This window comes from Catenibacterium sp. (assembly GCF_052354645.1).
GTDB lineage: Bacteria > Bacillota_I > Bacilli_A > Erysipelotrichales > Coprobacillaceae > Catenibacterium > Catenibacterium mitsuoka_A.
The window spans coordinates 1-13,164 of the sequence record NZ_DAWDDM010000027.1 but is presented as its reverse complement, the minus strand read 5'-3'; the positions used below and the strand labels follow the sequence as shown (position 1 = coordinate 13,164).

At 35.1% G+C, this 13,164-nt stretch carries 11 protein-coding genes; 1 reads left to right on the top strand and 10 read right to left on the bottom strand.

Features of this window, described 5'->3' with window-relative positions:
- Window positions 1-71 precede the first annotated feature (71 nt).
- The 6 genes from ACT8VG_RS02305 to ACT8VG_RS02280 all read right to left on the bottom strand — a co-directional run bounded on the left by ACT8VG_RS02305 (window position 72) and on the right by ACT8VG_RS02280 (window position 7,335).
- Complete coding sequence (locus tag ACT8VG_RS02305; RefSeq protein WP_187012602.1) at window positions 72-695, bottom strand: SMI1/KNR4 family protein; 624 nt, start codon at window positions 693-695, stop codon at window positions 72-74.
- 187 nt (window positions 696-882) lie between these two features.
- On the bottom strand, window positions 883-1,749 hold the full coding sequence (locus tag ACT8VG_RS02300) for a LysR family transcriptional regulator (RefSeq protein WP_187012601.1): 867 nt from the start codon (window positions 1,747-1,749) through the stop codon (window positions 883-885).
- A gap of 30 nt (window positions 1,750-1,779) precedes the next feature.
- A complete protein-coding gene (locus ACT8VG_RS02295) occupies window positions 1,780-3,771 on the bottom strand; it encodes an oxidoreductase (RefSeq protein WP_444195111.1) in 1,992 nt (663 codons plus the stop codon).
- Window positions 3,772-4,192: 421 nt separating this feature from the next.
- Window positions 4,193-4,381, bottom strand: coding sequence for a hypothetical protein (locus ACT8VG_RS02290; protein WP_187011955.1), 189 nt, complete (start codon window positions 4,379-4,381; stop codon window positions 4,193-4,195).
- A gap of 116 nt (window positions 4,382-4,497) precedes the next feature.
- Window positions 4,498-6,042, bottom strand: coding sequence for a glutamine-hydrolyzing GMP synthase (gene guaA / locus ACT8VG_RS02285; protein WP_117458211.1), 1,545 nt, complete (start codon window positions 6,040-6,042; stop codon window positions 4,498-4,500).
- 24 nt (window positions 6,043-6,066) lie between these two features.
- Entirely contained in the window at window positions 6,067-7,335 is a 1,269-nt protein-coding gene (locus ACT8VG_RS02280; RefSeq protein ID WP_117458210.1) for an adenylosuccinate synthase, read from the bottom strand.
- Between the two features lie 136 nt (window positions 7,336-7,471).
- Between ACT8VG_RS02280 and ACT8VG_RS02275 the strand changes: the two genes are divergently transcribed.
- Window positions 7,472-8,029, top strand: a complete 558-nt coding sequence (locus ACT8VG_RS02275) for a hypothetical protein (RefSeq protein WP_444195110.1) — start codon at window positions 7,472-7,474, stop codon at window positions 8,027-8,029.
- Here ACT8VG_RS02275 and ACT8VG_RS02270 read toward each other — a convergent pair.
- From ACT8VG_RS02270 to ACT8VG_RS02255, 4 genes are all read right to left on the bottom strand, one after another.
- The gene (locus tag ACT8VG_RS02270) at window positions 8,024-9,073 is read right to left on the bottom strand and encodes a molybdopterin-binding protein (RefSeq protein ID WP_444195109.1); all 1,050 of its coding nucleotides are present in this window, start codon (window positions 9,071-9,073) and stop codon (window positions 8,024-8,026) included. The genes ACT8VG_RS02275 and ACT8VG_RS02270 overlap by 6 nt on opposite strands.
- Window positions 9,070-9,549 (bottom strand): GNAT family N-acetyltransferase, encoded by a 480-nt coding sequence (locus ACT8VG_RS02265; protein WP_187011950.1) that lies wholly within the window; start codon window positions 9,547-9,549, stop codon window positions 9,070-9,072. The genes ACT8VG_RS02270 and ACT8VG_RS02265 overlap by 4 nt, the downstream gene beginning before the upstream one ends.
- Before the next feature lie 76 nt (window positions 9,550-9,625).
- Window positions 9,626-11,461, bottom strand: coding sequence for an ABC transporter ATP-binding protein (locus ACT8VG_RS02260; protein ID WP_329735333.1), 1,836 nt, complete (start codon window positions 11,459-11,461; stop codon window positions 9,626-9,628).
- The coding region (locus tag ACT8VG_RS02255; protein ID WP_444195108.1) for an ABC transporter ATP-binding protein at window positions 11,454-13,164 on the bottom strand (1,711 nt) is incomplete at its 5' end. The genes ACT8VG_RS02255 and ACT8VG_RS02260, both read right to left, overlap by 8 nt.

Genomic DNA, 13,164 nt, shown 5'->3' with positions numbered 1-13,164 from the left:
CCATATAATATTCTTCATCTTCTTTAGCTGCATTCTGTAATCTAGTGATTATTTCTTCTTTTGTCATATAGTTATTTCCTCACCTTTCTATACTCATAACAATCAGGATGTGATGTCTTATTGATAATAGTATCAGCCAATGCTTCTGTTATATTATCCATTATGGCACATGGCAAATTATTGATTTTCTTATAGAGGACACCTGTTGAAATAGGTAATGCAAAGAGTTTCTTTGTTTCGGCCAGGAACTTCAATTTATCCTCTGGGACTTTCACAATATAGACTTTTCCATATTCTAAATTCTCATCATCATCTTCCATTTCACAACCATTTTCTAGCCATGATTTAAAATCAAACCATTCCTCTACTTCAGAATTTCCTATCTCTGCCGCATCTAAGAAACCACATAATGTTGCTCCTTTTTCTGCCTTCATAATTAGTTCTCTATCTCCATTATCATTTCCAATGCTGATATATCCAGGCATATTAATAGAAAACTCATTACATTCATAACTTTCAATAATAGTAGAAGTATCATAGAGTATACATAGATTCATAGTTATCCCATTCGCATATCTTAAAACTTTCTTATACACTTTAGGGATTGTTTCCTTGATATGTTTTTCTACAGATTCTATATCTTCTTTTGTTACTGGTGCATTTTTCTGTATATAATCAATATTATTGTAGTTCATAATTTTACCTTCCTGATAGTTATCATTGCATATTCTACTTATTCTTACAATGTATTACCCAAATTAAGAAATTATTCCAAGAATAGAGTCATATCCCCATTAATACAGTATTCGTCATGATATAAAAAAATCGTGTAAATCAATTTTGTTCACACGATTTTTTATATAGTTTCAAACAAACCTTTAATTAGATTTGCGGCAATAATGCGACTTGAAGTTTTTTTATTGAATCATCTTTAGAATTTTTTCTAAAAGTACCATAAATATCCCAATGATAGGGCTCTTCAAATGCAATAGCCTTTAATCCTGTTGGTGCTTCATCTTCAAATTTTGGTGAAATTGCAATCCCTATTTTTTGTCTACATAAATGCATCAAGGTTCCGCCATCCATGGTTTTTGCTTTTATGTTTGGAGTAAACCCCTTGATTTTGCAGGCTTTAATGAAATCATTATATATATGAAAACTCTCATTCATTATTATAATATTCTCATTTCTCAGCATATCTAGAGGGATTTTTTCTTTCTCATAATAAGGATGTCCTTCATATACATATAAAACAAGATCACATTGACATAATTTTACTTGTTCTAAATTAGGATAATCATGTAGTCCAACAACAATACCATACTCAATATCATAATTAAGAAGCTTATTTATGACTTCTTCATTACTGTACTCACTCCATTCTACATGAAGAGTTTTATTTGAGTTTGCAAAATCTAATATTGTCTTAAGTTGAATAGCCTTTAAGATACCACTTGCACAACCAATTCGTAAGCGATTTATTCCGTTATTAAGATTATTTATTTCAGTTTTAATATGAGCATCCTGCAAGACAAATTCTTTGCTCCAGTCATAAAATAATTTTGCGCTATCTGTAGGAATAACACCATTTTGAGAGCGAACGAAAAAAGTGGTGTTATACTCATGTTCAAGATTCTTGATGATTTTACCAAGACCTTGTGCAGAAATAAATAAATGTTCAGCTGCTCTATGCATACTATGCATTTCATATACTTTCTGAAAATATATAAAATTCTTTATATCACCCAATTTAAATCACCAGTCACCTTCATATCATTATTAGATATGGTTAGCTACTTCGAATGCATCCCAGATTGCATACATGATATTGGATACTTTTTTTGCATCTCCAAGCAAATAAAGATCAGGAATATCAAACTGAAGATTATTATAAAGTGTATTCTCTTCTTTATATCCAACTGAAAGGATAACACTATCACTCATAATAGTCTTGCTACCTTCTTTAGTATCTACTTTCACTTCTCCATTCGCAAATTCTGTAACCTTTGCACCTGTGATAATTTCTACTCCATTAAATGGTAGCAATGCTTCCAGCATTTCTTTATTCGCAGCACAAAGTGGACCATTTACAGCCATTACCTTATCTAATGCTTCAACAATTGTAACATGAATTCCATTCTGCGCCAACCACAAAGCAGTTTCACAACCTACAAGTCCACCACCTACAACGACAGTTTTCTTTCCAGCATCCTTCTGTTTCAATAAAACTTGTTCTGCTGTATAAGTATGTGAATCATCACCCAAAGAGAATACTTTTGGTTTAGATCCTGTCGCAAGAATCACAGTATCATAATCCATAGCTTTAATTTCTTCTTCATTAAGTTCCGTATTCAAATGAACATGTACACCTAAACGATTTAATTCATTTGTATACCAATCTGCTAATGCAATATCATCTTCTTTAAAATCAGGAGCTCCACCTGGAATTAAATTACCGCCAAGCCTACTTCCTTTTTCATAAACTACTGGTTGATGTCCTCGGATAGCTAATACACGTGCAGCTTCACAGCCTGCAACACCACCACCTACAATCAACACTTTCTTTTTCTTTAAAATAGGCTCATATGCATTAACACGCTCTCTAGCTGCCTGTGGATTTACAGCACAATTAAGAAGAGAATATGAAGCAACTCTTCCCATACATCCTTCATGGCAAGAAATACATGGACGTATCTGTGTGATCTTACCACATCTTAATTTATTACAATAATCTGGATCTGCTAGTAGTGGTCTACCTAGATCAATAACATCACATTCACCATTTTCAATAGCTTCTAATGCCATGTCTGGATTATCCATACGGCCTGCACAGAATACTGGGATATCTACTACTTCTTTTACCATTTTGCAGTATCCTCTGTAAAGCCCTTTCTTTTGATACATAGGAGGATGATTCCACCACCAGGCATCATATGTTCCAACATCAGTATCCAGCGCATCATAGCCATAGCTTTCAAGTAATTTAGCAGCTTTTAAGCCTTCTTCTGTGTCTCTGCCCTTTTCTTCAAACTCTTCTCCTGGTAATGCTCCAACACGCCAATCTTTTATCATACTTTTTACACTAAAACGAAGTGTAACAGGGAAATCATCACCACATGTTTTTTTAATTTCTTCTACTATTTCCTTAGCAAAACGAAGTCTGTTCTCAAGAGAACCTCCATATTCATCAGTTCTTTGGTTAAACATTGAAATCGCAAATTGGTCAATTAAATAACCTTCATGTACTGCATGAATCTGCACACCATCAAAGCCTGCTCTTTTTGCATGGAAAGCAGCTTCACCAAACTGTTTTACAATAGCATGAATTTCATCTACAGTAATGGCACGACAAGTCTTATCTAACCAGCGATGTGGGATTGCAGATGGTGCAATGGGTGGAATATCTCCTACATTTGTAGGAATAGTCACACGACCAAATCCTCCTGATAACTGTAAAAAGATTTTACTTCCATATGCATGAATTCGCTCTGTCATTTCTCTACTTGTTTTCACAAAGTTAACAGGCTTGTAAAGTGGATTAGGAACAGTTGAAGGGTCCTGTTTTTCAACAACCTGATCAAAAAATGTGACACCTGTAATAATAAGTCCAGTTCCACCCTTTGCTCTTTCTACATAATAATCAATACCACGCTGATTCCAACCGCCATTGGCATCTGCAAGACCTAAAGGTCCCATTGGAGCCATCGCAAATCGATTTTTAATAGTTATACTTCCAATTTTTATTGGACTAAATAATTTTGAATATTTCATAAAATTTGCATCCTTCCTTGTTATTTTATTCTCATGACTACATGATAACATATGTCTTTAGGACTTAATATCAATGAAACGTTTACAGTTATAAACAAATATTTTCTACATACTACTAAAGGTATCAACCTGTAAAAAAGTTGATACTTTTATAATGTGTGCCACAAGCCACATATTTAATGAACAAACCGTTCTATGATTTTTATAAATGTTTTGTATCTGAAGCACATAGATTGTGTCAAGCATAACAAATATCTTTACTTAAAATCAAATAAATATCACATAACATATCGTTATGAGATTTTTGCTGAATAAGATAACTTAAAGCAACAATACACTTAAAAAGAGTGTTAAAAAAAGAAGCGATACTCTCGCTTCTTCTACTTAATCATTCGTAACCAATTCCCCGCTATTTTTGCAATTATCTCCCCGTAGCTCCAAGTTTTTTTATTATAAAAAACTCTCTCTTTTTCTTTTTTATTTTCATTTTTAAAACATGAAAAATAGCTAGAAAATAATATGCTTTAACTAACGGAAAACCGCTTAAATACAAGGTTTTTAATGATAATATCTTTAATTTTACCAAACAAAAAGACCATGCATTTTTCAACGCAAGGTCTCATTTTTTATTTCTTATTTAGTTTTCTAAGTAGTTCTTAGATCAGTTCCCATGGAAAATGTAAATTACAAATTCGCGGGGATTGATGTGGGATTCTACACTACTAGTTATTCAAATTCAATAGTTCCAGGTGGCTTAGATGTAATATCATACATTACTCTATTCACACCACGAACTTCATTGATGATTCTATTCATAGTCTTATTTAATACTTCATAAGGGATTTCAGCTGCTTCTGCAGTCATGAAATCAATAGTATTAACAGCTCTTAATGCAACAGCATAGTCATAAGTTCTTTCATCACCCATAACACCTACTGACTGCATATTAGTTAATGCTGCAAAATACTGACCGATAGAACGATCTAATCCAGCATTCGCAATTTCTTCTCTATAAATCGCATCTGCATCCTGTACCATACGTACCTTTTCTGCAGTAACTTCACCAATGATTCTAATACCAAGACCTGGTCCTGGGAATGGCTGTCTGAATACTAAATATTCTGGAATACCAAGTTCAAGACCTACTTTTCTTACTTCATCCTTGAATAAGTCTCTTAATGGTTCAATAATTTCTTTGAAATCTACACAATCAGGTAATCCACCAACATTATGGTGAGACTTGATGACTGCAGATTCTCCTCCAAGACCGCTTTCTACAACGTCTGGATAAATAGTACCCTGTACTAAGAAATCAACGGCACCAATCTTCTTTGCTTCTTCTTCAAAGACTCTGATGAATTCTTCACCGATGATTTTTCTCTTGCTTTCAGGTTCAGTTACACCCTTAAGCTTAGAATAATATCTTTCCTGTGCATTCACTCTGATGAAGTTTAAGTCATAGCAGCCATCTTTACCAAATACAGCTTCAACTTCATCACCTTCGTTTTTACGAAGTAAACCATGATCTACAAATACACAAGTTAACTGATTTCCGATAGCCTTAGATAATAAGACTGCTGCAACAGAAGAGTCAACACCTCCAGATAAAGCACATAATACTTTACCATCGCCAACTTTTTCTCTGATTGCTTTAATAGATTCTTCTACGAAAGAATCCATCTTCCAGTCACCAGAACATCCACATACATCGATTACGAAGTTTCTTAACATCTTCTTACCTTCTGCTGTATGTAATACTTCTGGATGGAACTGAATACCATAAAGGTTCTTTTCTCTGTTTTCACATGCTGCAACTGGACATTCATCAGAATGTGCTACAGATTTGAAGCCAGGAGCTAGAGCTGAAATATAGTCATTATGACTCATCCAGCATACTGTCTTTTCAGATACATTTGAGAATAATGGTGAAGTTGTATCAACAACGATTTCTGTCTTTCCATATTCTCTAGTAGGTGCAGCTTCTACATTTCCACCTAATACATACTGCATTAGCTGAGCACCATAACATAAGCCAAGTACAGGAACACCACATTCAAAAAGTTCTTTTTCGCATGTTGCAGCTCCTTCTTCATAGCAGCTATTAGGACCACCAGTTAAGATGATTCCCTTAGGGTTGAGTTCTTTAATTTTCTGCATTGCAACTTTATATGAATAGATTTCACAATATACGTTGCTTTCACGAACTCTACGCGCTACGAGCTGATTGTATTGGCCACCAAAATCAATAACCAGTACTAATTCTCTTTTCATAAGTTCTCCTTTACTATTTATTTATTAAAATACTTCCTTAAGCACAATTGTCTGAGTACGATCAGGTCCAACTGAGAACATTATCACTGGGCAGTGAATAAGTTCTTCAATCTTCTTGATATAGTTCTGAGCATTGACAGGAAGTTCTTCAAATGAAGTGACATTTGTGATATCTTCCTTCCAGCCTGGTAATTCTACATAAACTGGTTCTACTCTTTCTAATTCTTCAATAGTAGAAGGTAAACCATGGATTTCTTTACCATCTAACATGTAAGCAGTACAAATCTTAATAGTATCTAAACCACTTAATACATCTAACAACATTAATGAACATCCAGTTAATGAAGCCATTCTTCTTGACTGGTTAACGACAACTGCATCGAACCATCCAATTCTTCTAGGTCTCTTAGTTACTGTACCAAATTCATGACCTGCATTTCTGATATAATCACCTAATTCACCTTCAATTTCAGTAGGGAAAGCACCAGAACCAACACGAGTAGTATAAGCCTTAATAACACCTACTACATCAGTTAAATAAAGAGGACCAATGCTTGCACCAGATGGTACACCATTAGCACCTGGGTTAGAACTTGTTACATATGGATAAGTACCATAATCAATATCAAGCATAGTACCCTGAGCACCTTCAAATAAGATTTTCTTCTTTGCCTGGAATGCTTCATCTAATAAGATACCAGTATCACAAACCATAGGTTTGATTACTTTAGCATATTCCTTATATTCTTCAAAGATTTCTTCTGCAGTACACTGTAATCCAGGATACTGTTTCTTCTTGAATGCTAATGTTTCTTCAAGTCTCTTCTTGAATAATGGTTCATTAATGAATTCACCAACACGAATACCGATACGGTCATATTTGTCTACATAAGTAGGTCCAATACCCTTCTTAGTTGTACCGATACTTGCAGCACCACGCATTTCTTCTTCTAATTCGTCAATTTCAATATGATAAGGTAAAGTGACATGTGCACGATCTGAGATGTGCATCTTATCAGTCTTGATACCTGCATCATTTAAATACTTCATTTCTTCAAGTAAAGCTTTAGGATTGATAACCATTCCGTTACCTAATACAACTTCACCAGTTGTAAAGATTCCGCTAGGAATAAGTCTTAAGGCAAATTTCTGGCCATTAAATTTAATAGTATGACCTGCATTATTACCTCCAGAATATCTCACTACTAGATCTGCCTGCTGTGCAAGATAATCTGTAACCTTTCCTTTTCCTTCGTCGCCCCACTGGCTTCCAACAACAACGACTCCTGCCATTTATGTTCATCCTTTCTTTCATTAAAATACAACTATATTATAGAGGATAAAGAACATTATGTAAAACATAAAACTATCGTTAAATCAATGAAATTATGTGAATAAGTGCTATAATCAAATCACACGAGGTGATTTGATGAAAAAACTAGCGGTTCTGTTTCCTGGAATTGGTTATCATTGTGATAAGCCACTCCTCTACTACTCTAAAAAATGTTTATCAACCTATGGCTATGAGATCATTGAAGTGAACTATAAACACTTTCCTCATATGAAAGATAAAGATGAATTAATTAAGCAGGCTGAAGATATTAGTTATGCGCAGACTGAAGAAATTCTTAAAGATATTCCATTTTCTACTTATGATGAAATCCTATTTGTATCAAAAAGTATTGGTACTGCCATTAGTGCACGTTTTAATGAAGAACATCATGTGAATGCATATTCTATTTATTTCACACCACTTGTTGCGACTTTCAAGTATAGCTTAAATGGTATTGCCTTCCATGGTACAAATGACCCATGGGCCAAAACGAATCTCATTCAATGTGCATGTGATGAAGCACATATTCCACTTATTCTCTATCGTGATGCAAATCACTCATTAGAGTGTGGAGATGTGCTTGTTGATATTTCTAATCTTCATGACATCTTTCTTCATGTCATAGAAGCGATGCAAACAGTTTATCCACTATAGGGGTAAACTGTTTTTTAAATAACGATAAAGATAAAGCTGTAGTTTGCTTGTCAAACGATTCATTGAAAGATGATAATCCTTCAACATCCCATCTGTAAATCCTTTATCGCTATTCACATGGATAGTGACCTGATCACCTAAAGAAACATGCTCCACTTTAGAATAAATAACTAAGTCAGCATCTTCTTTTACATAAGGCTTAAACCATGTGGGAACATCTATATCCCCTATGAATTGAATAGGGACCATAATGTCTTTGAGGGCTTTTTCTATAGAACCTCCTGGAATCAGATAGCCTTTTAATAGTGTTTCTATCTCATTCCTCATTGGGGTCATATGTTGATATGCTTCTTCTTTTGTTTTGGCTTTATTCGCTATGCGTACTCTTACATAGCCTTCTCCTGCATACATCGTAAGAGTGACATCTGTTTGTTTATATTGGGTTTCTGTCAGTTTTTCATCAATCATACTTTCCCCAATACCCATCACTAGAAAGTCTTCTGTATAGATCTGTTCCTGGCGATAGTGTTCTAGATAGGGTTTTAAGGAATGTTCTACGACATAATTGAATTCCTTAGGTGGACCAGGAAGATTAATGATCATCTTACCATCCTTGCTCATCACACAGCCATTGGCTGTTCCTACATCATTCTCTAATATATAAGCATTTTCTGGGAAATAAGCCTGTTTGAAGTTGTTATCAGAAACAACATCGAGTCCTGTCACAAAGCGACATTTTTCATCCACCTTACGAGCTTCTTCTTCGTTATAGACAAGTTCTAGTCCTAGATATTCTGCTGAGAGTTCCTTAGTTAAATCATCCTGCGTTGGACCAAGTCCTGCAGTAGTAATGACACAATCAGCCCCTCTTTTAAACGCAATATCGAGACATTCTAATAAACGTTGTGGATTATCACCAACAGTCGTTTGATGATAAATATCAAATCCTAATTCTTTACACATCTTAAAGAGTACCGGAGCTTCTGTGTTGATGATTTCACCAAGAAGAAGTTCAGTCCCTACATTAATCACTTCTACATTCATATCTCTAGATACATATCATTCCATTTTGCTTCTCCATGAGTAGAAGAAGAGACACCAAGATGCTTATAGCCAAAACTTTCATAAAAGCCAATTAAATGATCTTTACATGTGAGAAATATTCCTTTTTTATTTCGCTCCTTTGCAAGAGTGATATAACCATTCATAAGCGTATGCGCTAAGCCTTGATGCTGATAATTTGGATGTACATCTAAGCCAAAAACTGTCATATAATCACCACTAGGATCATGTAATGAAGCATCTTCATAGAATGCATCTGGTAAGCCTTTAATATTCGATGTATTCCCATTAATAAAGCCAATAACGTCTTTATCTTCTAATACAAGAAAGTTCTCTGAAAAGACATTAAAACGTTCTTTAAACTGCTCATAAGTCGCTGCTTCAGCTTCAGGAAAACAAAGAGACTCTATATGAGAGATAGCTTCTATATCACCTATAACTGCTTGTCTCAATAGCATGATATTTTCCTCCTTTCAAAATATTTTTTGTATCTTATACAAAAAAGACTTGATAGTCAAGAGACTATCAAGCTTTTTACTGTCCATTTTCAAATTGTGAACGATAAAGTGTTGCATAGAAACCATTTTCTTTAAGTAATCCTTCATGATTACCGATTTCTACAATATCACCATCACGCATAACGATAATTGTATCTGCATCTCTAATAGTAGAGAGACGATGTGCAATAACGAATGATGTTCTATTCTTCATTAATTCATCCATTCCCTGCTGAATTAATACTTCTGTTCTTGTATCAACTGAAGATGTAGCTTCATCAAGAATCAAAATCTTAGGATCCTTTAAGAAGGCACGCGCAATAGTCAATAACTGCTTCTGACCTGCACTGATATTAGAAGATTCTTCATTGATCATAGTGTTATAGCCATCAGATAATGTATGAATAAAGTGATCTACATGCGCACTCACGCATGCTTTTTTGACTTCTTCATCAGTGGCATCTAATCGACCATATTTCAAGTTATCCATGATAGTACCATTAAATAACCATGTATCCTGTAATACCATACCAAATAATGAACGAAGATCACTACGTTTCATTTGAGTGATATCTTCACCATCAATCATGATAGAACCACCATTGAGTTCATAGAAACGCATTAATAACTTAATAATAGTTGTTTTACCTGCACCAGTCGGACCAACAATGGCTACCTTCTGACCGGCATGAACATGGAGTGAGAAGTCATTGATGATGATCTTATCTGGATTATAACCAAAGTGAACATCCGCAAAAGTGACAGCACCCTTCATATTCTGTACTTCTTCAGTTGTAAGAGTGGCTGAGTCTTCTGTAAGTTCTTCTTCCTCTAAGAATTCAAAGACACGTTCTGCAGCTGCACCAGTACTTTGTAATAAGTTAGCCGCCTGAGCAATCTGAGAGATTGGCTGGTTGAACTGTCTAACATACTGGATAAATGCCTGGATATCACCAATAGTGATTGTTTTAGAACCTGCTAGAATACCACCAATAATACAAACACCTACATAACCGATATTACCGATAAAGTTACTAATTGGCATCATGAGTGATCCAAAGAATTGTGATTTCCATGCAGATGTATAAAGTGATTCATTGTATTGTTCAAACTGTTCTACAGATTTTTCTTCACCATTGAACGCTTTGACTACCTGATGTCCACCATACATTTCTTCAATATGACCATTGACATCACCAAGTGAGTTCTGCTGCTGAGTGAAGTATTTCTGTGAATGCTTCATAACTAAACGCATCAAGGTCATTGATACAGGTAATACTACAACTGCAATCAGAGTCATCTGCCAGCTGATTGTAAGCATCATAATAAAGATACCTACTAGAGTGACTACGTTAGAAATAAGTGTAGATAAAGACTGGTTTAATGACTGAGCGATTGTATCAATATCGTTAGTCACACGAGAAAGAATATCACCACTTGTATGCTTATCAAAATAAGAAAGTGGTAAACGGTTCATCTTTTCAGAAATATCTTTTCTAAGTGAGAAGGCTGCATCCTGTGATACGCCAGAGATGATCCAGCTCATAATATAACTAAATAGAGAACTAGCTGCATATAACACGACAAGAATCAATAAAATCTTGACGATATAATTAAAATCAATACCACCGGTATTGGCTACTTTAGCCATGATACCTTCTGATAATTTATCTGTTGCTTTTGCAAGAACCTTAGGACCTATAATATTAAAGATAGTAGAACATACCGCAAATACCATAACAAAACAAATCTTTAAATGATATGGTTTTAAGTAGGCGAGTAACTTCTTTAATGTACCACCTAAATCCTTCGCTTTTTCATTATTACCACGGCCTCTGCCCATACCCATTGGAGCGCGACGATTTTTATTCATTGTCTAATTCCTCCTTTGATAACTGAGATAAGGCGATTTCCTGATAGACAGAACATGTTTTCATTAATTGTTCATGTGTGCCTTTTCCTACAATCTTACCTTCATCAAGTACGATGATCTGATCAGCATGCATAATAGATGCAATACGCTGTCCAACGATTAAGACAGTATTATGAGTCTTGGCAGTCATTTCTCCTAGACGTTTTCTAAGTGTTGCATCAGTCTTGAAGTCAAGTGCTGAGAAGCTGTCATCAAAGATAAGAATTTTAGGATTTTTCGCAAGTGCTCTTGCAATTGCGAGACGCTGTTTCTGTCCACCTGATACGTTTGTACCACCCTGAGAAATAGGTTCTTTAACACCTAATGGTTTTGTTTCAATGAATTCTTTTGCCTGCGCAACATCAATCACTTCAGCCAATTCTTCATCAGATAAATCAGGGGCACCATATTTAATATTTGATTCTATTGTACCTGAGAATAATAATCCCTTTTGAGGTACTACACCAATACGGTCTCTTAAATCATGCATAGAAACATGTCTTACATCCACACCATCTACTGTGACTTCACCTTCAGTGACATCATAGAAACGAGGAATAAGGTTAATAAGTGTTGATTTACCTGAACCTGTTGAACCAATAAAGGCTGTTGTTTGACCAGGACGGGCTGTAAAGTCAATATCAGTCAAGACTGGTTCATCAGCACCAGGATACTTAAATGATACATGTTTGAATTCTATTAAACCTTTCTTGTCTTCATCAAAAGAAGTGCTCTGTTCTGGATTTTCAATTGTAGGTTCAGTATTTAATACTTCAGCTACACGGTTTGCAGCTACACTTGCACGAGGTAACATAACTGCAATCATTGCGACCATTAAGAAACTCATAACGATAATCATGGCATACTGTAAGAAGGCCATCATTTCACCAATCGCAATATGACCTAAATCAACCTGCTTTGCTCCAAAGTAGATAATGAGTAAAGTCATCCCCTGCATGATAAACATCATGATAGGCATTAATGAGACCATCACTCTATTAACAAATAAGTTTGTCCCTGTTAAATCCTTGTTTGCCTGATCAAAACGTTTTTCAGATTCTTCTTCATTTCCAAATGCACGAATAACTAGAACACCTGATAAGTTTTCTCTCATAGCTAAGTTTAACTTATCAATTAATTGCTGGATAATCTTGAATTTAGGCATTGCGATAGAGAAAGTGACACCTAGTACTCCAAAGATAATAATGACAACTAAGAAGATCATCCAAGTCATGGATGGTGAGTTCTTAACAGCCTTCATAATACCACCAATACCATTGATTGGGGCAAGCATACACATTCTTACGATTATCACAAGAACCATCTGGATCTGAACGATATCGTTTGTACTACGAGTAATTAAAGAGGCTGTAGAGAACTTATTGAATTCCGTATTAGAGAAGCTTTCAACCTTCTTAAATACAGCTAAACGTAAGTCTCTTGCCACTGATGCACCAAGTTTTGATGCTAAGAATGCAACACAGATAGAAGCCACAGCACCAAGTAAGGCAATAGCTAACATCTGAATACCTTTATGGGCAATATACTGGTTCTGTACTTTATTGATATCAGCACCAAGTTTCTTATATTCCGCTTTAACACCTTCCCCCGCTGCAATCTTCATTGTAGATTCACCCATAGTCTTCATCTGCTTATCGACGCTT

Bases quoted from the DNA above. Each gene is read 5' to 3' on its own strand.
- ACT8VG_RS02305 (WP_187012602.1), bottom strand. From the start codon at position 695: ATGAACTACAATAATATTGATTATATACAGAAAAATGCACCAGTAACA.
- ACT8VG_RS02295 (WP_444195111.1), bottom strand. From the start codon at position 3,771: ATGAAATATTCAAAATTATTTAGTCCAATAAAAATTGGAAGTATAACT.
- guaA (WP_117458211.1), bottom strand. From the start codon at position 6,042: ATGAAAAGAGAATTAGTACTGGTTATTGATTTTGGTGGCCAATACAAT.
- ACT8VG_RS02280 (WP_117458210.1), bottom strand. From the start codon at position 7,335: ATGGCAGGAGTCGTTGTTGTTGGAAGCCAGTGGGGCGACGAAGGAAAA.
- ACT8VG_RS02275 (WP_444195110.1), top strand. From the start codon at position 7,472: ATGAAAAAACTAGCGGTTCTGTTTCCTGGAATTGGTTATCATTGTGAT.
- ACT8VG_RS02270 (WP_444195109.1), bottom strand. From the start codon at position 9,073: ATGAATGTAGAAGTGATTAATGTAGGGACTGAACTTCTTCTTGGTGAA.
- ACT8VG_RS02265 (WP_187011950.1), bottom strand. From the start codon at position 9,549: ATGCTATTGAGACAAGCAGTTATAGGTGATATAGAAGCTATCTCTCAT.
- ACT8VG_RS02260 (WP_329735333.1), bottom strand. From the start codon at position 11,461: ATGAATAAAAATCGTCGCGCTCCAATGGGTATGGGCAGAGGCCGTGGT.